The organism is Gilliamella sp. N-G2 (genome assembly GCF_002142215.1).
Classification (GTDB): Bacteria; Pseudomonadota; Gammaproteobacteria; order Enterobacterales; family Orbaceae; genus Gilliamella.
The window spans coordinates 1-21,662 of record NZ_NAST01000001.1 but is presented as its reverse complement, the minus strand read 5'-3'; the positions used below and the strand labels follow the sequence as shown (position 1 = coordinate 21,662).

Sequence of the window (21,662 nt, the reverse complement as noted above, 5' to 3'; positions counted from 1 at the left end):
ACGAAAATTCCTCCCATTAGGATTAAATGTTTTAAATTAGTCAAATTATGGAGGCTTTTATGCCAAAAAATATAGCCGTTTCACAAGGACATGATTCATCTTTAACACCGGTGAAAACAAATGTCAGACAACGTATTTTTTATGGATTAGGAGATACTGGATATAATTTTCTGTTTGATATGGGGCAACTCTATCTTCTAAAATATTTTACCGACCATTTAGGACTACCAAGTGTTTGGGCTGGTTCAGTGTTTCTAGTTGCAAAAGTATGGGATGCTTTTGCTGATATTTCTGTTGGTACTTGGATCGATAACCGCATGAATATTGGTCCCAAAGGTAAGTTTAGACCATTCATTTTTTATTCTGCCATTCCATTAGCATTACTTTTAGTTGCTACCTTTTCAATACCAAATTTCTCATTAACTTGGAAAATTATTCTTGCTTATCTAAGTTATATGATTTTTGGTACTGTTTATTCGATTGGTAATATAGCTTATGGTTCGATTGTACCAGCAATGACTAAAAATTCTCAAGAAAGAACTATATTGGCTTCTTTCCGACAAGCTGGTGGAACACTAGGGTTACTTATTGCTACCGTAGCATTTATGCCTATTGTATGGTTATTTGATAATGAATCGACAGGGTATCTTGCCGCAGTAACAATATTTGGTATTGCTGGTGCCAGTTTAGTTATGCTTTCAGCCAAGAATGTTGAAGAACATTACGTCATCAAACCGAAAGAAAAATTATCTAAAGCAGTTCTTAAAAAATCTTATGGTGCATTACTAAAAAATAGACCATTATTGATTCTTTGTGTAGTTAATGTTTTTACCTTCTCGGCCTACAATGTAAAATTGGCAATTCAGATCTTTTTTGCCCAATACACTTTACATGATACTTCTATCATTCCTTATATGGGATTCTTCTCAATTGGTTCAGTATTTATTGGTACAATTATTGTCCCGAATCTAGTCAAATATATTGATAAAGTTTGGTTATATATTATTGGATGCGTAATTTGGGCTGCGGCTGATTTAACAGCTTTCTTTGTGGTCGATTCTCCTTTTGCCTTTGTTGCTTTTGCATCTTTAGCTTTCTTAGGTAGTTCATTCATAAATACTCTTAATTGGGCCTTAATATCCGATGCTGTTGAATATGGTGAATGGAAAACAGGCATTCGCGCTGAAGGGTTAGTTTATTCATCTTATACATTTTTCCGTAAATTGTCCCAAGCAATAGCTGGTTTTGTTCCTGGAATTGTATTAGCGTTTGTTGGATACGTACCGAATGCTGAACAAAGTGAAAATGCACTATTTGGTATTCGTAGTCTTATCTATATTTATCCGGGAGCATTGGCTATTCTAACAATAGTCTTTATGTATTTCTTCTATCCTCTTTGGAATGATAAATATAAACAGATTATTGGTGAATTGTCTAAAAGGAATGCCGAAAAGTAATATTTTTTATGATGAATGATATTTAAGTAAAAGCAGGATGATCTTTTAACCACGCCTGCTTTTAATTTTAATATTCCCCGAAAATGGAAGAAAGCGGTTTTGCCGATTTGATTTTAATTTTTTATACTTTTATGTTTTATGTTTTATGTTTTATGTTTTATGTTTTATGTTTTATGTTTTATGTTTCTGTTTTTTATGTTTTAGTTTTGATGAAAATAATTAATTATTGTATGGTTAATCGCCGTCATTTTTAAGTTTTTACGCCATATAAGATAGATATTTATTTTTAATTTTTTATCTTGATTGCTAATCAGTTTTTTATAGGTAACTCCTTCAACTTTAGCTTGTGCCATAGATTGTGGTAAAAGCATCATTGCTTTCCCTAATGCAACTTCGAGTAGCATCGATAAATTATCTGCGAGTTCAGTACGACGTTGTAATGGATAGTTTAAGCTATTAAAAACCTGTTCACATTGGTCGTAAAAAAGCGGATTTGAGTGTTGTTTAAACCAAAATAGTGGTAAATCAAGTACATCATTTAGGTTTACTTTGTCTTGTTTGCTGCATGGATGATTAGCGGGTAAAACCAAGGTTACTGGTTCTTGATAGATTAGCAATGAGTTTTCAGTAAAATCTCTGGCGTCAGAAACAATTGCAAAATCGATATTGCCTTTTTGTAATTCAAGCTGCAACTCTTTAGATGTGTAGTTGTGCTTATATATTTCAGTTTCATCAGCAAACTCCGTTAAAAACGTTTTGAAATAAGGAATATAGTCAAAGCTTAAAGTTTTAGTTGTGCCTATAAGCACCTTTTCATCATTGCTAGTTGATTTAACTATAGAACAAAGATCATTTAATAGTTGTTTTGCTTTTAGTTTTAATATTTCACCTTCGTTGGTTAATACAATGTTATGCGTATTTCTTAAAAATAGCGGGCTTTGCAGGGTTTCTTCCAAATTTTTAATTTGCGTTGAAAGAGGAGGTTGGCTAATACCAAGTTTTTTAGCTGCACCAGTAAAACTAAGCTCGTCACAAACTGCAACAAAATATTGTAATTGTTTAATCGTTGGTAATCTTTTGCTATAGATGTCCATAAATTTTACTATCCTTAATAAACTATTTCGCTGAGTTGTAAGTGGTTGTGTCATTTATATATCTAAATTAGATTATTATTATGAATGAGAACTTTGCTTTTTGCATTTGTTTATATGATTTTTTCTGCGATACGAATTTCGTATAACAAAATATGTATTTCTATATTGCTGTATTGTTAGATAACCTCTCTCAAGTTTAATCAATTAGCAATTGGTATTTTGTTCATGGAATCCATCTCTACAGAAGAGCTAATACAGACAAAACCGCGTTTAGTGCTGTCAGCATTATTAATCGTGCTGTTAGTCGGATCGGTTTATATAAGTCAACTTATCTTTCAAGAGATCTCTCAAACTTATGATATCGATATTTTAGCCGCCAGAAATGTATTCAGCTTATCGTGTTTTTTTTATGCTATCTCGTTTTTTATTTATGGCCCTTTATCGGATAAAGTTTCAACCAAGTTGTTAGTTTTGTTTGGCAGTATTGGAACTGTTTGTTGCCTAGAGTTATCTGTGATTGTAGATAGTTTCAATTTATATTTGGTGGTTATGTCATTGATCGGATTTTTTGCAGCAGCGGTTCCGGCAGCATTGTTTGCTTATACAGCTAAAAACACGCCTAATCATAAGTTACCGCAAGCAATGGGTATTATGATTTCAGCTTCAATTATAGGTTTTATTTTTAGTCGAAGTTTGGTTGCTATGTTAACTGATTTTTGGTCTTGGCAAGTTGCCTTTGCCATATATGCCGGTTTGATAACGATCGCATGTCTTTTTGTTCCTTTCGCGATAAAACAATCAAGCCATCAATCTTCAACCATCAGTGTACTTGGTACATATTTGACGGCAATTAAAATATTATTTGATAAAACAGTGATAATATTTCTATCTGTTGGTTTTCTACTCTTCTTTGTTTACTTAGGATTATCTTCATTACTCACTTTTTATCTAAAAAATGCACCTTTTTCTTTATCTGCAACAGTTTTGGGATGGCTTAATTTTGCTGGGCTTAGTGCGATTATAGGCACCATAATTACGAGTAAATTATTACGGGTTATAAATGAACGCTATCTTTTAATCATTTATTTGTTAGCTGTATGTGTAACGGTTGTGACTATTGGTTATAGCTCAAGGTTATATGTTATTGGGTTAGGGATTTTTAGTCTGTTTTTGTTTGTATTTGGTATTCAACCATTAGTTATTGCCATGCTTAATAAAAATGTACCCATTAATTCACGCGGAGCTATTTCATCCTTATATTTACTTTCTTGTTTAGCAGGAGGCAGTATTGGTACCTATTTATTAGGTATCGTTTATCAAAATATGGCTTGGAATGGCGTGATAGCTATTTGTGTCTTATTGACAATTGTTAATCTAGTTTTAGCGTTAGTTGGTATTCAACTTATCAAAAGTAATCATAGAAAATAAAATTGTAGGTATTAATTATTAAGGAGACTCATCATGAAAAAAAGATTGTTACAATTTTCACTATTTATATTTTGTTGTTTTTATGGAGCATTCTGTATGGCTGATTTAACTAAAATTTCTTCAAGCTTTAGTGCACCAACAGGCATTGCGTTTGATAGTAAGGGATTAATGTATGTAACCAATTGGTCAGGTAACTCAGTTACGAGAGTCAAATCAAATGGTGAAACAGAGACTTTTTATTCAGGTATATCTTCACCAGCTGGTATCGTTATTGATGCAGAAGATAATGTTTATGTTTCATCATATGGCGATGATTATATTGTAAAAATTGATAGTAATGGTAAATCAGAAAAAATATCTGATGGTTATCATACTCCTACTGGTATCGCTTTTTCTAATCAAGGCCAATTACTCATTACTAATCGTTCAACTGGTGAGATAGTTTCTCTTGATCTTAAAACTAAGAAAAAAAGCATTATTGCTCGTGGATTGACCACACCAGTTGGTGTAACTCAATTAGCTGATAACAGTTTAGTTGTTTCACAATACAGTGGTCGTTTAACCATGATCAGCCCAAATGGCTCTAAAACTGAGCTAGGTTCGGATTTTAATCGCCCAGGTGTTGGTATTGTTACAGTTGCACCAAATGTTGCCGCCGTTATTGATAATGGTGCTGGAATGGTTCGACAAATTGATGTAAAAACTAAAAAAGTATCGACCTTAGTTGGCAATTTATCTGGAGCAGTAGCGTTAGCTTATCATAATGGTAGCTATTATATTGGTACTTGGGGTGACGGTACTGTATATGAATTGAAAGATAAATAAAATTATCTTCAATATTTTAATAAGTTTTACAAAGATATTAGCTAACAATAAATATTAATAGGAGAATTAACTACATAAAATTATAAGGGAATTTCTATATGCGATAGAAAAGTGAAAGAGGTAATTTACAACTAATCGTGATGTTCTATAATAATTCTGTTTATCATTAAAAGAAATCTTATTAGGAATATCAATGAAACAACGAGTAAAAGAACCTTATTATGCTTTCGATCCTAAAGAGGCGCATTTTTTGTTTGAGCGTACAATTAGATTTGAATCACGAGCAGAGATTTTGGCAAAAATTTCCCGAATAATACATCGTATGTATTTTCCTAAAAAGGCAATAATCACTTTTTTTGCTGTGATTGTTGCCTTTATCCTCGCCATTATAGTAACTTATATAATTAATTTATTCTCACCTTCTTTTGCCAACAAAGTTGGAAAGTATTTGACTGTAATTCCTTTAATTGACATAGGAATTTTAGTCTATCTTGTAAATCATTATTTCAATATATATTTAGAAATACGTTCAGTTAAGAAGCTTTATAAAAAAAATCTTGAATGGCCTGTTGAATGTTATTGTGCTTATTTCCAAGAAGGTATCTACATAAAATCGATCGATATGGAAGGTATTTTTTATTGGGACGATTTTATGGCTATGGGTTGTAGCAAGGATGCACTTGTTTTCCATTTTTGTCCGGCAAGAACCCCAAGTGGAAAATTTTTCAAGCAATATTATCCTCGATTAGATAATGTTTATATCTTTATTGATGGTGATGAACAAGTTAGGTCGTTAATAACTGCTGTAAATAAACATTATAAAGATTTAGTAACGTTTAAATAATCAAAGCGAAGATTTAACTCTCTTTTAGCAAGTTTTTGACCAGTAATATTGAGTTTTGCTGGTCAAAAATAATTGAATTTTACGCGAAAACAAACCAAAAATAATTCCAGCGCTTCCTATCATATTCATCTATTTTTAATCTATCTTTATATTGATAGGGAAAACTAAGTATACACAAATCCCAACTTTTATATGGGCGATTTAACCCTATGCATATAGGAAACACTTTTTTATAAAATGTATGTCATCCCAATGATACGGTTTATCCCTATGTGTATAGGGAACACTCTAATTATAACCATTTGTTTTATAATTAAAATACTCAGTCTACAATTTCTACCAATTTTTTTGTCATATTTGACTGTGTGTTTATACAGGTATTTTAAGTCTTGATAATCACTCTACCGCGAGTAATATCGCTAATATTTTTTTTGAGTATAGCTAGATTATCTAGTGTGATAGCAATACTGACAGTTACGCCTTCAGCATCAAAATCTTGTTGTTCAATGAGTGCATCCAGTTCTTTTAAACGGTTTTCGATAATTGGCCATTCATTGTAATAGCAGTGAAATTGCAAAGAAATTCTAGTGATAAGTTCAATTAATTCTGCTTGTTGTAAACAATGACTAGCCGAACCACCGTAAGCCCGAATGAGTCCACCTGTACCTAATTTGATACCACCAAAATAACGTGTAACTACCACTACCACCTGATCACAATCTTGACCTTCGATGGCAGATAAAATAGGGCGGCCTGCGGTACTGGTTGGTTCTCCATCATCATTAAAGCGATATTGTTGACCAATTTTCCATGCCCAACAATTATGTGTTGCATTTGGATCACTGACGCTGTCGATAAACTCGGCTGCCTGTTGAGCATTAATAATTGGAGCCGCATTGACAATAAAGCGGCTTTTTTTTATCTCTTCGATTAATTGGCTAGGATTTGTTAATGTATAAGACATACTAATTCTGGTAAAATCGTTTTATTGCAACTCATAATACTCAGCAGAATTGAAATGTCTATCAATTTAGCACAATTAAAACATTCACAACAACAACTAGCCGAACAGGTGAGGCTGGTTGATGAATTTAATCCAGCAATCAAATTAATTGCTGGTACAGATGTTGGTTTTGAGCAAGATGGAACAGTAACTAGAGCTGCGATAGTGACATTGACTTTCCCTGATTTTGATTTGGTTGAGTATCATATTGCTCGATTAGCGACAAGTTTTCCCTATATTCCGGGATATCTATCTTTTCGAGAATACCCAGCATTGTTAAATGCATGGCAACAGCTTAAACATAAACCTGATTTACTATTAGTTGATGGTCAGGGGATAGCGCATCCAAGACGTTTAGGAATTGCTAGTCATCTCGGTTTATTGTTAGATATGCCAACTATAGGTGTCGCAAAAAGCAAATTATGTGGGCAATATCAAGAGCAAGCAAAACAAGCGGGTAATGTAACCCCTTTGCTAGATAAACATGAGCAAATTGGTTGGGTATTGCAGAGTAAAAATAATTGTAATCCGTTATTTATTTCAGCAGGACACAAAATTAGTCAAACTAGTGCATTACATTGGGTAAAACAGTGTTTACGAGGTTATCGATTGCCTGAACCAACTCGCTGGGCTGACGCAATTGCATCGAATAAACCATTATTTAGAAAATTTAAGCATGGCAAATAATCAATTACCATTAAAACAAGGTGGTTTTACCTTTAAACGTTTTTTTGTTGCTCACGACAAAAGTCCAATGAAGGTGACAACTGATAGTTGTTTATTAGGTGCATGGGTACCAATTAAAGATGATGTACAACATGTTTTAGATATCGGTACTGGATGTGGTGTAATTGCCTTAATGTTAGCTCAACGTTTAGAACACCAAGCATGTCAAATTGATGCAATTGATATCGATATGCAAGCGGTATTGCAATGTCGAGAGAATAGCTTAAATGCAGGCTTTAAAAATATTAAGCCATTAAATATCGATGTGAATCAATTTAGGACCACTGAGCAAAGATGTTATGATTTAATTGTCACTAATCCTCCTTATTTTCAGTCTGCTGTAGAGTGTCGTAGTACAGAACGGCAATTAGCCCGTTATACTGAAAGTCTCAACTATCAGCAACTTATTGATGTAGTAAAACGATTATTAAATCCGCAAGGGTTGTTTTGTTTAGTTTTACCTTATCATCTTGCTGAGCAATTTAAGCAATTAACTGGGTTAAATCAGTTATATTTGTGTCATGAACTGCAAGTTAAATATACAGCGAATAAAGATTATTCATTAGTACTGATGGCATTTTCATTTAATCAGCATGCTAGTATTGAACGTCAATCACTGGATATGCGAGATGAAGAAGGGCGTTATTCCCAACAATTTAGACAACTGTTGACCGATTTTTATTTATTTCGTAAATAACGCCTTATTTATTGATTAATGAGGAATGATATAAAAATAAACAATGGCAATAATGGCAAGTACCACTATAGCTATGGCATAAATTTTATCATGTAAATAGCTAAACGCTGACAGTTGCCTTTGCTTTCTGGCATAAAGATAGAATAATAGTCCAACACTATATAAAATCATTGATAGTAGTAAATATGATACGCCGCCAGCATAGATTAACCAAAGTCCATATAGCGAGCCAAATGCGCCAATGAAAATTAGGTATTTTCTAGGTTGATGTATTGCTAATTTAAACATAAACAGTGCTGAAAGTAGATAGGGGATAAGCACCATAGATGTTGATAATTGAATCAGCGTGTTATAACCAGATTCATAAAAATGAGCAAGTATAATCAACAAGCTAATTAAGCTGGTTGTTAACCATAAAGCATTAGCTGGCGTGCTGTTTTTATTAAGTTTACCAAAGCAGCTAGGAACAGTATGTTGTTTACCTTGACCGGCTAAAAATAACATTTCTGCAGCTAACATTAACCATGATAATAATCCACCAGTTACTGAAACTATCAAACCAAAATTAATAAATGTGGCCCCCCAACTACCAACGACATGTTCAATTACAAGTGCCATTGACGGATTTTTCATTTGTGCGAGTTCATGTTGTGGCACAATGCCTAATGAAAGAACGGAAACACAAACTAATAAAAGACTTGTAATGGCAAAACCAAAAAAGGTGGCTCGACTTATACTGATTATATTTTTCGCTCGTGCAGCATAGACAGTAGCACTTTCAATCCCCAAATAAACCCATACTGTATATAGCATAGTATATTTTACCTGATCAATGATTGACCCTAATTGTGGTGTTCCCCAAAAATCAGTGTTAAAAGTTGAAACTTTAAAGGCTAAAACAACACAAACGATAAATAAACCGATAGGTACAATTTTAGCTAGCGTTACTAGGCAATTAAGTAAAAATGCTTGGTAAATTCCGTTAATGACAAAAAAGTGCATAATCCATAAAAGGATAAGTCCGGCAATAACGGCAGGAATTGTCGTACCATTACCAAAAAATGCGAAACAATCAAAAGAGCCTAATGCACTAAATAAGATAACTAAATAGCTAGTACAAGACATCCAAGCTGATATCCAATAACCCCACGCGGCATTAAAACCGATATAATCCCCAAATCCTTCACGAACATAACCATATAAACCTTCATTAATTTTATAAAACCGAATAGAAAGATATTGAAATATTCGTGTCAGCATAAACATGCCGAATAATGTTACGGCCCATGCGATAAGTATCGCACCAGCACCGGCGCCTTCAGCCATATTTTGTGGTAGGCTAAAAATACCACTACCGACAATACTTCCCACCACCAGTAATGTGAGAGGAAGTATGCCAAGCTTTTTTCTTACTGGTGTATTCATATTGTTTTCTTATTTAGTTGGTTTAATTTTTGTGGTTTTTTAAATTAAAATCGCAATGACATACAGCTTACTCCACCATCAATTTTGCGATATTCTGAAGTATCAACTTCAATGACCTGATAACCGAGTGCTTCAATTCTGGCTTTAGTAATAGGATAACCAGCCGGCATTATCACTCGTTCATTGACCCATATACAGTTAGCGGCATAACTTTCTTGTTCAGGGATTTCAATGATATTGAGATGTTGAAATTCTGGCTTAGTAATAAATTCACCTGCAGCTAATAAGTTATTGTGTTCCAAATAAGCAAGTTCCGTTTTTAAGTGTAATACTTTTTCTAAAGTGACGACCGAACCAGTTAAACCGTATTTTTCTAATATTGCAATCATTTGGTTTGCACCTTCTTGATTGGTTCGAGCGGAAAGACCAATGTAAAAGTGATTTTCAACCATCATGATGTCACCCGCTTCTACGGTGCCTGGTGCCTTAATATATTCAACTTTATTTGGATAAAAACGACTAACTGCCTCAGTAATTAGTTCTGTTTCAGCTCGACGAGATTCGGCTCCTGGTCTAGTAATGATTATGCAATGAGGTGTACAAAGGGCAACATCTTCAACAAAAACTGAATCAGGAAATTCTTCACTGGCTGGCAGAATGGTGATATCGACATCACATTGTTGTAATGCTCGAATGTAGCTGTTATGTTGATCGAGCGCTTTTTGATAGTCAGGTTTGCCTAGATTAGCTGACGTTAAGCCATTAATTAATGATTTCGCCGGTGTTCTAGCAATGATATGACTAAATTTTTTCATCTTATAAATTCCTTGTAATAATTATGCAGTAATTTTGAATAATAATTCATTAAAAAAACAAAATCAAGCTTTTTTATTAGCTTATAGGTTTGTAATATGCATTTTTATGCTATTCTGTTGATCAGAAATATTGAGAGGAATTTATAAATGGTGAGCAACAACAATTAATTGTTTATATTTAAAATAAGCATCGCTAATATGAGATTAGAAGTAGGGCGAATTATCGCCCAATAATATAAAGATTATTCACCAGCAAAATCGACTAACGTATAGCAGTTGATTCCCATAGCGGTTAATTTGGTTTTACCCTGTAAATCAGGTAAATTGATGACAAAAGCGGCATCTTCAGCGATCCCTCCCGCTTTTTGAATTAATTTAGCGGTTGCTGCAACGGTCCCTCCTGTTGCTAGTAGATCGTCAATAATCAATACTCGCTCATTAGGTTTTATGGCATCACAATGCATTTCTAAAGTGTCGGTACCATATTCGAGTTGATATTCTTCTCTATAAACGTGACGCGGTAACTTATTCGGTTTTCTAACAGGCACAAAACCAACACCTAAGGCTAAAGCAAGAGGGGCGGCAAAAATAAAACCACGCGCTTCGGTACCAACAACTTTATCGATTTTTTTATCTTTATAATGCTCAATTAAAAGATCGATTGATGTTCTGAAGGCGATTGGGTCTTCTAATAAACTGGTAATATCCCGAAATAAAATCCCTTGTTTAGGATAATTAGGTATAGTAATAATACTATTTCTGATAAGTTCAAGTTTTGATTGAGTCATATTAAATGTTCTCTAACTATTCTCTTTAAGAGCAAATAATATTTTATTATATACCTATGCGGTTTTGACTGGCAATAAACAAACAGTTAACACACCGTAAAATCTAGAGATTGGTTAGTTTAAGTACGAATAGACATATTTTTAAACGATAATTTTATCTCGGTTATGATTTTACTTTTTACAAATTTTTACAATTAAATACATTAATTAGACAGTTTATTTGGCAATTGGTGAATAATTGAATAAACTTTATACAGGAAGGGAAACACTATGAAATTTATTAAAATATTTGCCATGTTGGGGCTTTCTATTTGTAGCTTATTAAGCTATGCAGAACAAAATAGTGAGGTTAAACAAATTCAAGTTCGTTCAGAATTGTCTTCACCAGTTATAATGGAAGGCCATCCAGAAAAAAATTACTTAAAAGTCTCATTATCAGGCCAAAAAATTGATACCAATAAACGCGTTCCTATTAATTTAGCGATTGTTATTGACAAATCAGGTTCAATGGGTGGGGAGCGCATCGAAAAAGCGAGAGAAGCAGCTATTTTTGCGGTTAATTTATTGAACGAAGAAGATACGCTATCTATTGTTGCTTATGATAATGAAGCAAAAGTGATTGTGCCTGCAACCAAAGTAAAAAATAAACAAAAAATTATACAATTAATTAATAAAAATGTTTTTGCCGGTGGAGGAACAGCTTTATTTGCTGGCTTAAGTAAAGGTATTAAGCAAGTTGAAAACCAACTGACAAAAGATAAAGTTAATCGTATTATTTTGCTATCTGATGGTCAAGCTAACGTTGGTCCAAGCTCAGTAAATGAGCTATCTGAATTGGCTATTATTGCCGCGAAAAAGAATATTGCTATTACCACTATGGGGATTGGTTCTGATTATAATGAATTATTAATGTCATCGATCGCAAGTTATAGTGATGGAAATCATGTATTTGTAAATAATTCTGCCGATCTCGAAAATGTGTTTGTTCACGAATTTACTGATGTAATGTCAACTATTGCTCAAGACGTTGTGATTACTATTCAATTGAAAGATGGTGTTAAACCTGTGCGTTTACTCGGTCGAGATGGCGTGATCAAAGAGAATCAAATCACGGTTAAAATGAATCAATTGTTTTCAAACCAAGAAAAGTATGTATTGTTAGAAGTGATACCTGATGAAGGTAAAGTGGGTCAAAATAAAACTTTAGCTCAAGTTGATTTGAAGTATGATAATTTATTGGTAAATAAGATTGAACATCAAACGCAATCGGTTAACATTGCGTATACCAATAATCAAAAATTGGTCGAGGATTCAATAATCCAAGATGTCTTAGCAGAGTCAGAAATTCAAAAAGTGACAATTGCGAATGAAAAAGCATTAGAGCTCTATGATCAAGGTATGCAAGAGCAAGCAGAAATGATGCTTATAGAAAATAGCAGTAGACTTGCATCATTTTCAGACATAATCGTATCACCTTCGTCAAAAGCGAGATTAGATGGCCAAATTGAGAAAAATAATATTATGGCCGATGCTGTTAAAAATCAGAATAGAAATGTTTCTCGTAAAATAATAACTCAACAACAGTTTGAGTCAAAAAGTAATGTAATTAAAAAATAGTTATGAAGAAATTAACAACGATTTTATCTTTATTGATATTAATGACATTTATAAGTTATTTAGGTTGGCGAAGCGTTGAACATGAGGTTTTATTACGAGAAAATAATGAAACCTTACTCGCTAAAAGTCATATGAATAATATCAAATTATCGATTGAATCGTTGTTGAATCAACGTCTATCTTATCTTAATAGTTTGGCATTACAAATTGATAATGACTATGGTAAAGCTGAGGATTTATTAGAAACGGAAACGGATTTTAAGAATATTTTTATCATCAACAAAAATAGGATTTTATTTTTAAGTGATTCTGATGATTCTCAATGGCACAATCTGGTTGAATCAATTGCATTAGATAATTCTGTTTTGATCAATCAACAAGATTATTCAGAACAATCTCAACCAAGCTCTGGTTGGTATCAAATATATAACCACCTAATTTATTGGACAATTCAATCGGATAATATTATAGGTTTTGAATTTTCCAATATAAAGTTTTCATTTGATGTTATTAGTTTATTAGATACATATGATTCTGATGATAATTTTAGATTATCCGATGGCGATAAACAGATATATAGTAATGGTGAAAAATTCGATAATGAAATCTCTCTAAGGCTTAATTATCCCCTACAAAATTGGCATTTAACCTATTATTATTCTTCACCAAACTTAGTTAATTTATATTTATTAGGTTCAGGCGTTATTGGATTATTTTTTATCGTTTTGCTTGGGCTTATTGGTTACGGTTATCGAGAATATACCCGAACACTTCGTTTAGCAAAACAACAAGTAAGTTTTGTTGGGCAGGTTTCGCATGAGTTTAAAACGCCTTTAACCAATATATCTCTTTATTCAGAAATGTTATCTGAATATTTAGAAGATGAGCCAGCGCCTGTTCCTGATTATCTGCATATAATTAATGCAGAAAGTAAACGACTTACGCGATTGGTGCAAAATGTTTTAACTTTTAATAAGCCAAGTCGTTTAAATATAAAACAAGTAAATTTAACCATACTAATTAAACAGATATATCAAACTTTTAAACCTATTTTAGAGGCTAAATCATTACAACTGAACATCACTACTCTTGAAAATGATTGTATAGTTGATACTGATGAAGATAGTGTCATGCAAATTCTCAATAACTTTTTGAGCAATGCCGAGAAATATGCTTTTAATGGTAAACGAATTGATTTATCTTTGACCAGAAAAGGAAAACTGGTAACAATTACTGTTCGTGATTATGGAGATGGTATTGCCAGCCATCTATTAAAACAGATTTTTGAACCATTTTATCGAGTCAATTCATCGATAACTGAAGGAGTTTCGGGTACAGGAATCGGTTTGACGATTGCCAAGCAGTTAGCTAGTCAGATCCACGGAGAGATTAAAGTTATGAATCATAATCCAGGAATGGCATTTTCACTGATATTAATGGAGTAGTAGAATGAAAATTTTAATTGCTGAAGATGATAAGCACATTCTTAATGGCATGTCAGATTTGTTAGAAAAAGAGGGTTACATTATTATTAAAGCTGTTAATGGTAAAGTTGCGCTGGAACTATTCAATCAATACCAACCCGATTTTATTATTTTAGATATTATGATGCCCGATCTTGATGGCTATTCTGTTTGCCGTGCAATCCGTAAATTAAATGAAGATGTGCCAATTTTATTTTTATCCGCTAAAGATGAAGAAATCGATCGGGTTATTGGTTTAGAACTAGGTGCTGACGATTATATGAATAAACCTTTTGGTATTCATGAGCTTAGAGCAAGAATTAAGGCTATTGCTAAACGTTATTTAAAATCTAAACATCGAAATCTTTCTAAAGAAGATTATTTTCAATTTGGCGATTTAAATGTATATCCTACCGAATTATACGCTAAAAGAAATGATCAGATTATTGAATTAACTTTACGAGAAATTAAGATTTTAGAATGTTTATATCAATATAAAAATCAAGTTGTTACTCGAGATATGCTTTTTGATTATGTATGGGGATATGATTTTTTACCTAATAGTCGAACTCTTGATCAACATATTTCAAAATTGAGAAAACAAATAGAAATTAACCCAAGCATACCAACTTTAATAAAAACGGTACATGGAATTGGTTATAGACATTAAATTTGCTATACACTCTATTGAGCTGATTTTTCAGTATTTTAAGTAATCATCTCAAAAAGAGATGACGTTATATTGAGCAATTATTTCTGATTAGATGAGACTTGACATAAGGTATCACAGCAATTTTTTTCTATAGCTTTTACAATATCATCTAATTGAGATTTGCATATTGATTTATAATTATAATTTTTGATAATTATCGATGGTTACGATTTTTATTTTCATGTTCAATTAACCATTTTTTTCTTTCTAATCCACCGCCATAACCAATTAGTTCTCCATTCGATCCTATTACTCGATGACAAGGGACAATAATCGCCACTCTATTATAACCATTGGCATTGGCGACAGCTCGAATTGCTTGTGGATTATTAATTCTTTGTGCTTGCTGTTTATAAGTGGTTAATTCTCCATAGGGAATGTGTTTTAAGCAATCCCAAACGGTTTGTTGAAATAGGGTGCCAGGTGTATGTAAGGCAACGGTAAAGTTTGTTCTTGTTCCTGCAAAATATTCGGCAATTTCAACCTTAGCTTGTTTGATATGTTCATTTTCGCCAAAAATAATCTTCATTTTAAGTAGGCTTTGTAGTTGTTCAAATTCTGTTTCTAACATTCTTCTATCTACAAACTCTAATAAACAAATTCCTTGATTTGTTGCACAAATAAACATAGGACCTAAAGGGGAGGTTAATCTATCGATTAAAATAACGTCTTGCTGTTGGTTTGCTGAAGGTGACTTTTTCATGATTTTTTTATAAGTATAACCAAAACCACTTAAGGAATTGTAACCAGTATCAAAGGCAGTATTAATAACATTTTTTCCTGATTTTAATTCTTGAAAAGCACTGTTAATTCGATACATTCGTTGATAAGCATGAAAAGTAATTCCGTAATGTTTTTTAAACCAACGGCGAAGAGTTTCAGGACTTAGTTTATTTTGTCTGAGCTGATAATCAGTGATCTTTTGTTTAGGATTATTATTAATTAATGCTAGGGCTTTAATTATTTCATCTGGTGCTTGATTAGCATTTTCGGTTGGTTTGCATATTTTGCAAGGTCGATAACCGGCATCAAGTGCTGATTTGAATGAATCGAAAAATTCAACATTGGCAAATTTTGGTTTTCTTGCTCGGCAAGTTGCAATACAAAATACCGAAGTGGTTTTGACTCCGACATAAAAGATCCCAATATAGCTATGATCTCTTTCAAGTAAAGCTCGGTAATAAGTCTCTTTTTGATTAGGGTTAGTTATTAGCATTTTATTCTATCTTGTCTAAATTTCGGTAATTTATGAACTAAGCTTATTAAAAATGCTATTCGTTGCGCAACCGAAAAATTGACAACTATTTTTATTCACTTTCTTCGTAAATTTTTTAGCTGTTTAATAAAAATAAATTGCTAAAATGACCATTATCAATCTAATATTGATACATCACTTGTTATCACTCAAGATTTTTATTATTTAATAGTCATTCCTTCGTTCATTGTTGTTAATATTTTTTGTAAATACCTAATATTTAAATCTATTTTTATGACCAATTTTAGTACTAATTGCTTCTATTACCTTAGGCATTTATTATTTTGGAGAGTACTATGCTTAGTTATCTTGATTTCCTTATTATTGCTTTAAAGTTGTTGGTTGTATTTATCTGTATTGTGTTATTTTTAAAAATAACCGGCAAGACTTCACTGTCACAAATGTCGAGCATTGATTTTATCGGTAATATGATTTTAGGTGGAATTGCTGGCGGGATTATTTATAACCCTAAATTAACCATATATGATTTTATTATCGTTTTGTTGATGTGGACAGCTATCATGTATAGCTCTAATTATTTAAAAAAACGCAGTCAAAATGCTAAGGCATTTATTGTCGGTAATCCGATTATATTGATGGATCAAGGTAAATTAAAATTGGACGCTTTCACCTCAATTAATTTAGATCTAGCTAGTTTTGCTGTATTGCTTAGAATGAAAAATGTTTTTACTATTCATGATGTTGAAAAAGCAATTTTGGAACCGAATGGGCAATTATCTATTGTAAAAAAAGGTGACAAAGATATATCGGTTATTGTATTAGAAAATGAACAACCAGTAGATGATGTTTTAAAACAAATTGGTAAAGATGAAAAATGGTTAAAATCAAACTTAGCAAAACAAGGTTATAAGAGTTTTGAAGGGCTTTATTGTGTGGAATATTATGATCATCGACTTTTTGTAATACCTAATGATGCAGTAAAATGAGTTTAAGTTTTTATAGCTAGTAATTGGCCATATAAATTTAAATTATTTATATGGCCAATGATTATTGCTTTAAGAAAATTATTTAATTAGCGTAAAGTGGTGATATGTTTAATGATTTAGCAATAAAGCTTTTTACGGAGCTGGATTTAAGTTCACTCTGTATTGATAACGCATGTTGTTCAGACTCACAACGTGTAAATACACAAGCGCCGGTGCCAGTTAATCTGGTTGGCGCATATCGCGATAACTTTTGAATAAGGTTATCAATTTCAGGGTAACGCTGACGCACTACGGTTTCACAATCATTACTAAAATCATCAACAGAAATAGACATCAGTTGTTCAATACTACGCTTAGGTGTATTTCGTGGCAAATTTGGATCATTAAACACCGTAACCGTTGAAATTTCTATATTAGGGTAGCTGACTAAATACCAATATAGAGGTATATAAACTTGTTGCAACTGATCACCAATACCTTCTGCAAAAGCAGACTGACCATAAATAAAAATAGGTACATCGGCACCTATTGCGCTACCAATTTCCATCAAAGTAGTTTGCGACAGATGTAACCCCCATAATTGATTTAACGCAACCAGTACTGTCGCTGCATTTGACGAAGCACCACCAAGTCCACCACCCATGGGGATCATTTTATCTATAGCAATATCTGCGCCAAGCTTATTATTGTTTACATAAGATTTTAAACGCTTAGCGGCTATAATAATTAGATTTTTATCTGCTGGAATATTATCAAATTGCGTTAATAGATTAATTTGCCCATCATCACGAGTCGTAATGGTCAATTTGTCGCAAATATCAATAAATTGAAACAAAGTTTGTAAATCATGATAATTATCTGGACGTCGTCCAGTTATATATAAAAATAGATTTAATTTAGCTGGTGATAACCATTGAGTCATATTCATTATCCGTTATCGTAATATCCAATTGCTAATTTTCAAACGAATTAACTCATCATCATGAGAAAGTTCAATAATAGCAGGTAAATCAATTTTTTTATTTTTATAGGTATAAGTAGCGTAGCTGCTAATCTTTAGTGACCATTTATTGTTATTTTGCATAAATGAGGTGGAGGATAATCTACCTGAGCTGTCAATTTTATCAGCTTGGCTATCATCAGAAAAACCTTTCAACCAGTTATGTAACGAATTGAGTGGGATATTAACATTGGATATTTTCTTCATTAATAGTTCCACATTAACATCATGGTAGCGAACGCCGTTGTTATCAATTAATTCGGCGTAATTAGGTTCGGATTTTAAGATTAAAATATTTGTACCCACTGGCGTAGTTAATTTTACGTCATAATAATTTTCAGATTGCTGTGTAATAAGAAAACGACCATAACTTTTAGTTTTCGTTCCTATATGAGCAATACTACCATTAACTTGAAATGAATTAATTTGTGCAAGAACTTGTTTATGGTTTTGCCATTGCTGTTCTACAGATACATTTGTTTGATATTTAGTTGTTTGGCACGCACTAAGTATAAACGGCAGAATGAATACGAACAAATATTTAATTTTAGACATAAATTAACTCTTTAGTTGTGTATGGTCAAAAGTAAGGCGTATTATAGCTGATAATTGGTTGAATAAGAAAAGGTAACTGAAATTAACCTTTATTATTTTTTTTAGGTATAATGAGTTCTTAATAAAAACTTTACAAACTATTATAAAAGAATCAATGCAATGTCTATTACTGTATTAGGTGTCAATCACAAAACAGCTCCCGTTTCTTTAAGAGAAAAACTGGCTTTTTCTACTGAGGTTATTGATAAAGCATTATATAGTTTATATCAGCACCCTTTAATTGCTGGTTGTGCCATCCTATCAACTTGTAATCGAACCGAAATTTACTTAAGTTATGATCATGAAAGTGATTTTCTGCGGGTAAGGCAATCGGTTGAAAATTGGTTAGCACAATATCATAGTATTGATTTGGCTTTATTTAAATCATCTCTTTACTGTTATGATGGTCGGCAAGCAGTTGAACATCTTATGTCGGTAGCTTGTGGCATTGATTCATTAATTATTGGTGAACCGCAAATTTTAGGTCAAGTTAAACAAGCATATAGTTTTTCACAACAAAACAATTGTTTATCAACGGAATTGGAAAAACTTTTTCAATCCATTTTTCATGTAGCTAAAATTGTTCGTACTGAAACGAATATTGGCGCCAATACTGCATCGGTTGCTTATGCTGCCTGCCTAGTGGCGCGTGATGTTTTTACTGATACGTCTGCATTAAGTGTGATGTTAGTTGGAGCTGGTGAAACAATTGAACTAATTTCACGTTATCTCAAACCTCATGGTTTTAAACATGTCATTGTTGCCAATCGAACTCGAGACAAAGCATTAAAATTAGCTTCATCTATTGAGGCTGAAATCATTTCATTACCGGATATAGCTAATCGGCTGAAAGATGTTGATATTGTTATTAGCTCAACTGCTAGCCCATTACCTATCATTGGTAAGGGGATGGTAGAGCGAACTTTACATGAGCGAAATCACAAAAAGATGTTATTTATTGATTTAGCTGTACCTCGAGACGTTGAATCAGAAATTAGCCAATTGGAAGATGTGCATCTATTTACTGTCGATGATCTACAACAAACGGTACAAAATAATCTTGAGCAACGTGTAATTGCAGCCAATGAAGCCAAGTACATAATTCAAGAACAAGCAGAGCAATATCTTGATTGGTTAAAAACACGCCATGCGGTAGAGTATGTTAAACAGTACCGTAATAACGCTCAAACTATCAAACGTCAATTAGAATTAAAAGCATTAAATGCGATTAAACAAGGTGCCAATATTGATGATGTTATTTTTGAATTTTCGCATAAATTAACAAATAAATTAATCCACGCACCAACTCAAACATTGCTTGATGCTGCAATCCATGATTGTGATGATTGTTTTAAAATCTTAAGTAAAGGATTAGGCTTAGAAGACAATTAATCTTTTATTGAATATACAAAGGATGATGTAGTTATTGGACCAAATTGAATTTTTTGACATACCAAGCCCTTGCCAAAGAGTATGTCAAATGGATGGGCAAGGGTATTGTATAAAATGCTATCGTTCTCGAGACGAAAGATTTAATTGGCTAAATTATTCTAATCATCAAAAACAAGAAGTTTTGCGGTTATGTAAACAACGGGCCATAAGACGTTATTATCAATTTTTACAACAGCAACGACAACAAAATAACCAAAGTACCTCTTCACAAATCGATTTTAATTTTTGATATTTAAACATCTATTTTTTTCATAACTTGTAATTCAGCTCAACTCGGAGTAGCATTTTTAGGTATATTATTCTGGTTTTGTATTAATTACCTTAGCTAATTAATGGGGATAGAAAATATGAAAATGTGTATTGCATGTGGTATGCCCATGACGGCTATTGCTGATTATCCTCTGCATGATATGTCAAAAAACTACTGTAAACATTGTGCTCATAACGATGGAACAATGAAATCATTTGACGAAAAATGGCACGAGGTAACACTTAAGTATGCCAATAATCATAATATTGATTATTCTGTTGCCAAAGAGACCGCTTATACAATTTTAAAAAAATTACCAGCATGGAAACGCAGATGGTAGTAGAATTTTTAGGCAACCAACTGCATTTAGAATAATATCTGTTGCAGATATTGCAAAGCTTAGTATAATTGCCAACGTTTACTTTTTTACACTTCTAATGCCAGTGTGGCGAAATTGGTAGACGCAGCGGATTCAAAATCCGCCGCCCTTAAAAGCGTGTCGGTTCGAGTCCGACCACTGGCACCAAATCAATCAACTTTAACTCTCTTCTAAATTCTTTAAATTAAATAATAATTAATTATTGAAAGGCTAAAATTCATCATTCTTATCATAATAATATACCAACTAAATACCTTTAAAGCTTTTTTTATTTATATGAATAATTAAGTTCATACGAAAGTTTAAAAATTGTATCTTTAAGCAAGTTGTAAGAAGCCATAAATAGTTATATTTCAAAAAAGATTACTAGTTATTAATTCGATAAAGATTAATTTGAAACAATAACGTACCAAATGTTTAATTAATTATTGCTAGACTTTTAATAAAGTTTTAGTGTATTTAGCTTTTAGTTAGTGTTCAATGCTCCGTAGAACGAGTATGAAAGTTAATTAAGACCTCTTACATATCAAATTACATGAAATGAATTCAATTCAAAACACCTTTGTAAATAAGAACCAATTATTTTCAATGAAATAAATTAATAATTTTATAAATTCAAAACAAGGAAATTATCTGGGAAAAATTATTTTTTAAAATAATAAGCATTAAAAATTACATATATTTTAAGTTAATTTCATAAATTAAAGTGCTTGAATTTTATATATGAAAATAAATATGTGATATTAATCACATTAATTAATATTAAATTTGTTGGCACTAATTTTAAGATGTATTATTCAAGAAAAATTAATTTTTTTTCTAAATAAGGTGAATCGATTCACCATACTGATAAATGAAATTCAAGGAGGAAATTTAGGAATAATATTAAAT

21 protein-coding genes and 1 tRNA gene are annotated in these 21,662 nt (G+C 32.3%); 14 read left to right on the top strand and 8 right to left on the bottom strand.

Going from position 1 to position 21,662, the window contains the following annotated elements; translation table 11 throughout:
* The first annotated feature begins 59 nt into the window (after positions 1-59).
* Complete coding sequence (locus B6C99_RS00110; protein ID WP_086357959.1) at positions 60-1,457, top strand: glycoside-pentoside-hexuronide (GPH):cation symporter; 1,398 nt, start codon at positions 60-62, stop codon at positions 1,455-1,457.
* Positions 1,458-1,657: 200 nt separating this feature from the next.
* Here the strand turns inward: B6C99_RS00110 and B6C99_RS00105 are convergent, their stop codons facing one another.
* Positions 1,658-2,551, bottom strand: a complete 894-nt coding sequence (locus B6C99_RS00105; RefSeq protein WP_158092407.1) for a LysR family transcriptional regulator — start codon at positions 2,549-2,551, stop codon at positions 1,658-1,660.
* A 225-nt stretch (positions 2,552-2,776) separates the two neighbouring features.
* Here B6C99_RS00105 and B6C99_RS00100 point away from each other — a divergent pair, with 225 nt between their 5' ends.
* The 3 genes from B6C99_RS00100 to B6C99_RS00090 all read left to right on the top strand — a co-directional run bounded on the left by B6C99_RS00100 (position 2,777) and on the right by B6C99_RS00090 (position 5,648).
* Complete coding sequence (locus tag B6C99_RS00100) at positions 2,777-3,979, top strand: MFS transporter (RefSeq protein WP_086357957.1); 1,203 nt, start codon at positions 2,777-2,779, stop codon at positions 3,977-3,979.
* 33 nt (positions 3,980-4,012) lie between these two features.
* The gene (locus B6C99_RS00095) at positions 4,013-4,804 is read left to right on the top strand and encodes a hypothetical protein (protein ID WP_086357956.1); all 792 of its coding nucleotides are present in this window, start codon (positions 4,013-4,015) and stop codon (positions 4,802-4,804) included.
* Positions 4,805-4,997: 193 nt separating this feature from the next.
* On the top strand, positions 4,998-5,648 hold the full coding sequence (locus B6C99_RS00090) for a hypothetical protein (RefSeq protein WP_086357955.1): 651 nt from the start codon (positions 4,998-5,000) through the stop codon (positions 5,646-5,648).
* Positions 5,649-6,030: 382 nt separating this feature from the next.
* Here the strand turns inward: B6C99_RS00090 and B6C99_RS00085 are convergent, their stop codons facing one another.
* Complete coding sequence (locus B6C99_RS00085) at positions 6,031-6,612, bottom strand: YigZ family protein (protein WP_086357954.1); 582 nt, start codon at positions 6,610-6,612, stop codon at positions 6,031-6,033.
* 60 nt (positions 6,613-6,672) lie between these two features.
* On the opposite strand from B6C99_RS00085, the gene nfi reads away from it, so the two are divergent.
* Both nfi and B6C99_RS00075 read left to right on the top strand, forming a co-directional pair.
* Entirely contained in the window at positions 6,673-7,338 is a 666-nt protein-coding gene (gene nfi, locus B6C99_RS00080; RefSeq protein ID WP_216819335.1) for a deoxyribonuclease V, read from the top strand.
* Positions 7,328-8,074 carry a tRNA1(Val) (adenine(37)-N6)-methyltransferase gene (locus B6C99_RS00075; RefSeq protein WP_086357952.1) on the top strand — a complete coding sequence of 249 codons (747 nt, stop codon included), beginning with the start codon at positions 7,328-7,330 and terminating at the stop codon, positions 8,072-8,074. The genes nfi and B6C99_RS00075 overlap by 11 nt, the downstream gene beginning before the upstream one ends.
* A gap of 15 nt (positions 8,075-8,089) precedes the next feature.
* On the opposite strand, the gene B6C99_RS00070 is transcribed toward B6C99_RS00075, so the two are convergent.
* From B6C99_RS00070 to apt, 3 genes are all read right to left on the bottom strand, one after another.
* Positions 8,090-9,499: a basic amino acid/polyamine antiporter gene (locus B6C99_RS00070; RefSeq protein WP_086357951.1), complete on the bottom strand. Its 1,410-nt coding sequence runs from the start codon at positions 9,497-9,499 to the stop codon at positions 8,090-8,092.
* A gap of 44 nt (positions 9,500-9,543) precedes the next feature.
* The gene (gene ddaH / locus B6C99_RS00065; protein ID WP_086357950.1) at positions 9,544-10,314 is read right to left on the bottom strand and encodes a dimethylargininase; all 771 of its coding nucleotides are present in this window, start codon (positions 10,312-10,314) and stop codon (positions 9,544-9,546) included.
* Between the two features lie 242 nt (positions 10,315-10,556).
* The gene (apt, locus tag B6C99_RS00060) at positions 10,557-11,102 is read right to left on the bottom strand and encodes an adenine phosphoribosyltransferase (RefSeq protein ID WP_086320681.1); all 546 of its coding nucleotides are present in this window, start codon (positions 11,100-11,102) and stop codon (positions 10,557-10,559) included.
* A 270-nt stretch (positions 11,103-11,372) separates the two neighbouring features.
* Here apt and B6C99_RS00055 point away from each other — a divergent pair, with 270 nt between their 5' ends.
* The 3 genes from B6C99_RS00055 to B6C99_RS00045 are packed head-to-tail and all read left to right on the top strand — an operon-like array spanning position 11,373 to position 14,852.
* The gene (locus tag B6C99_RS00055; RefSeq protein WP_086357949.1) at positions 11,373-12,719 is read left to right on the top strand and encodes a VWA domain-containing protein; all 1,347 of its coding nucleotides are present in this window, start codon (positions 11,373-11,375) and stop codon (positions 12,717-12,719) included.
* Between the two features lie 2 nt (positions 12,720-12,721).
* Positions 12,722-14,164 carry a cell wall metabolism sensor histidine kinase WalK gene (locus B6C99_RS00050; RefSeq protein WP_143413899.1) on the top strand — a complete coding sequence of 481 codons (1,443 nt, stop codon included), beginning with the start codon at positions 12,722-12,724 and terminating at the stop codon, positions 14,162-14,164.
* A gap of 4 nt (positions 14,165-14,168) precedes the next feature.
* On the top strand, positions 14,169-14,852 hold the full coding sequence (locus tag B6C99_RS00045; protein WP_086357948.1) for a response regulator transcription factor: 684 nt from the start codon (positions 14,169-14,171) through the stop codon (positions 14,850-14,852).
* Positions 14,853-15,048: 196 nt separating this feature from the next.
* On the opposite strand, the gene B6C99_RS00040 is transcribed toward B6C99_RS00045, so the two are convergent.
* A complete protein-coding gene (locus tag B6C99_RS00040) occupies positions 15,049-16,110 on the bottom strand; it encodes a bifunctional transcriptional activator/DNA repair enzyme AdaA (RefSeq protein WP_086357947.1) in 1,062 nt (353 codons plus the stop codon).
* 335 nt (positions 16,111-16,445) lie between these two features.
* Between B6C99_RS00040 and B6C99_RS00035 the strand changes: the two genes are divergently transcribed.
* A complete protein-coding gene (locus B6C99_RS00035) occupies positions 16,446-17,096 on the top strand; it encodes a DUF421 domain-containing protein (protein ID WP_086357946.1) in 651 nt (216 codons plus the stop codon).
* 82 nt (positions 17,097-17,178) lie between these two features.
* Here the strand turns inward: B6C99_RS00035 and ispE are convergent, their stop codons facing one another.
* Both ispE and lolB read right to left on the bottom strand, forming a co-directional pair.
* Positions 17,179-18,018 carry a 4-(cytidine 5'-diphospho)-2-C-methyl-D-erythritol kinase gene (gene ispE, locus B6C99_RS00030; protein WP_254045938.1) on the bottom strand — a complete coding sequence of 280 codons (840 nt, stop codon included), beginning with the start codon at positions 18,016-18,018 and terminating at the stop codon, positions 17,179-17,181.
* A gap of 12 nt (positions 18,019-18,030) precedes the next feature.
* Positions 18,031-18,651, bottom strand: coding sequence for a lipoprotein insertase outer membrane protein LolB (gene lolB / locus B6C99_RS00025; protein WP_086357944.1), 621 nt, complete (start codon positions 18,649-18,651; stop codon positions 18,031-18,033).
* A 159-nt stretch (positions 18,652-18,810) separates the two neighbouring features.
* Between lolB and hemA the strand changes: the two genes are divergently transcribed.
* The 4 genes from hemA to B6C99_RS00005 all read left to right on the top strand — a co-directional run bounded on the left by hemA (position 18,811) and on the right by B6C99_RS00005 (position 20,918).
* Positions 18,811-20,082: a glutamyl-tRNA reductase gene (hemA, locus tag B6C99_RS00020; RefSeq protein ID WP_086357943.1), complete on the top strand. Its 1,272-nt coding sequence runs from the start codon at positions 18,811-18,813 to the stop codon at positions 20,080-20,082.
* 34 nt (positions 20,083-20,116) lie between these two features.
* Positions 20,117-20,371, top strand: coding sequence for a DUF1289 domain-containing protein (locus tag B6C99_RS00015; protein ID WP_086357942.1), 255 nt, complete (start codon positions 20,117-20,119; stop codon positions 20,369-20,371).
* Between the two features lie 118 nt (positions 20,372-20,489).
* A complete protein-coding gene (locus B6C99_RS00010) occupies positions 20,490-20,732 on the top strand; it encodes a zinc ribbon domain-containing protein (protein WP_034902590.1) in 243 nt (80 codons plus the stop codon).
* A gap of 99 nt (positions 20,733-20,831) precedes the next feature.
* A tRNA-Leu gene (locus B6C99_RS00005) sits at positions 20,832-20,918 on the top strand.
* Positions 20,919-21,662 lie beyond the last annotated feature (744 nt).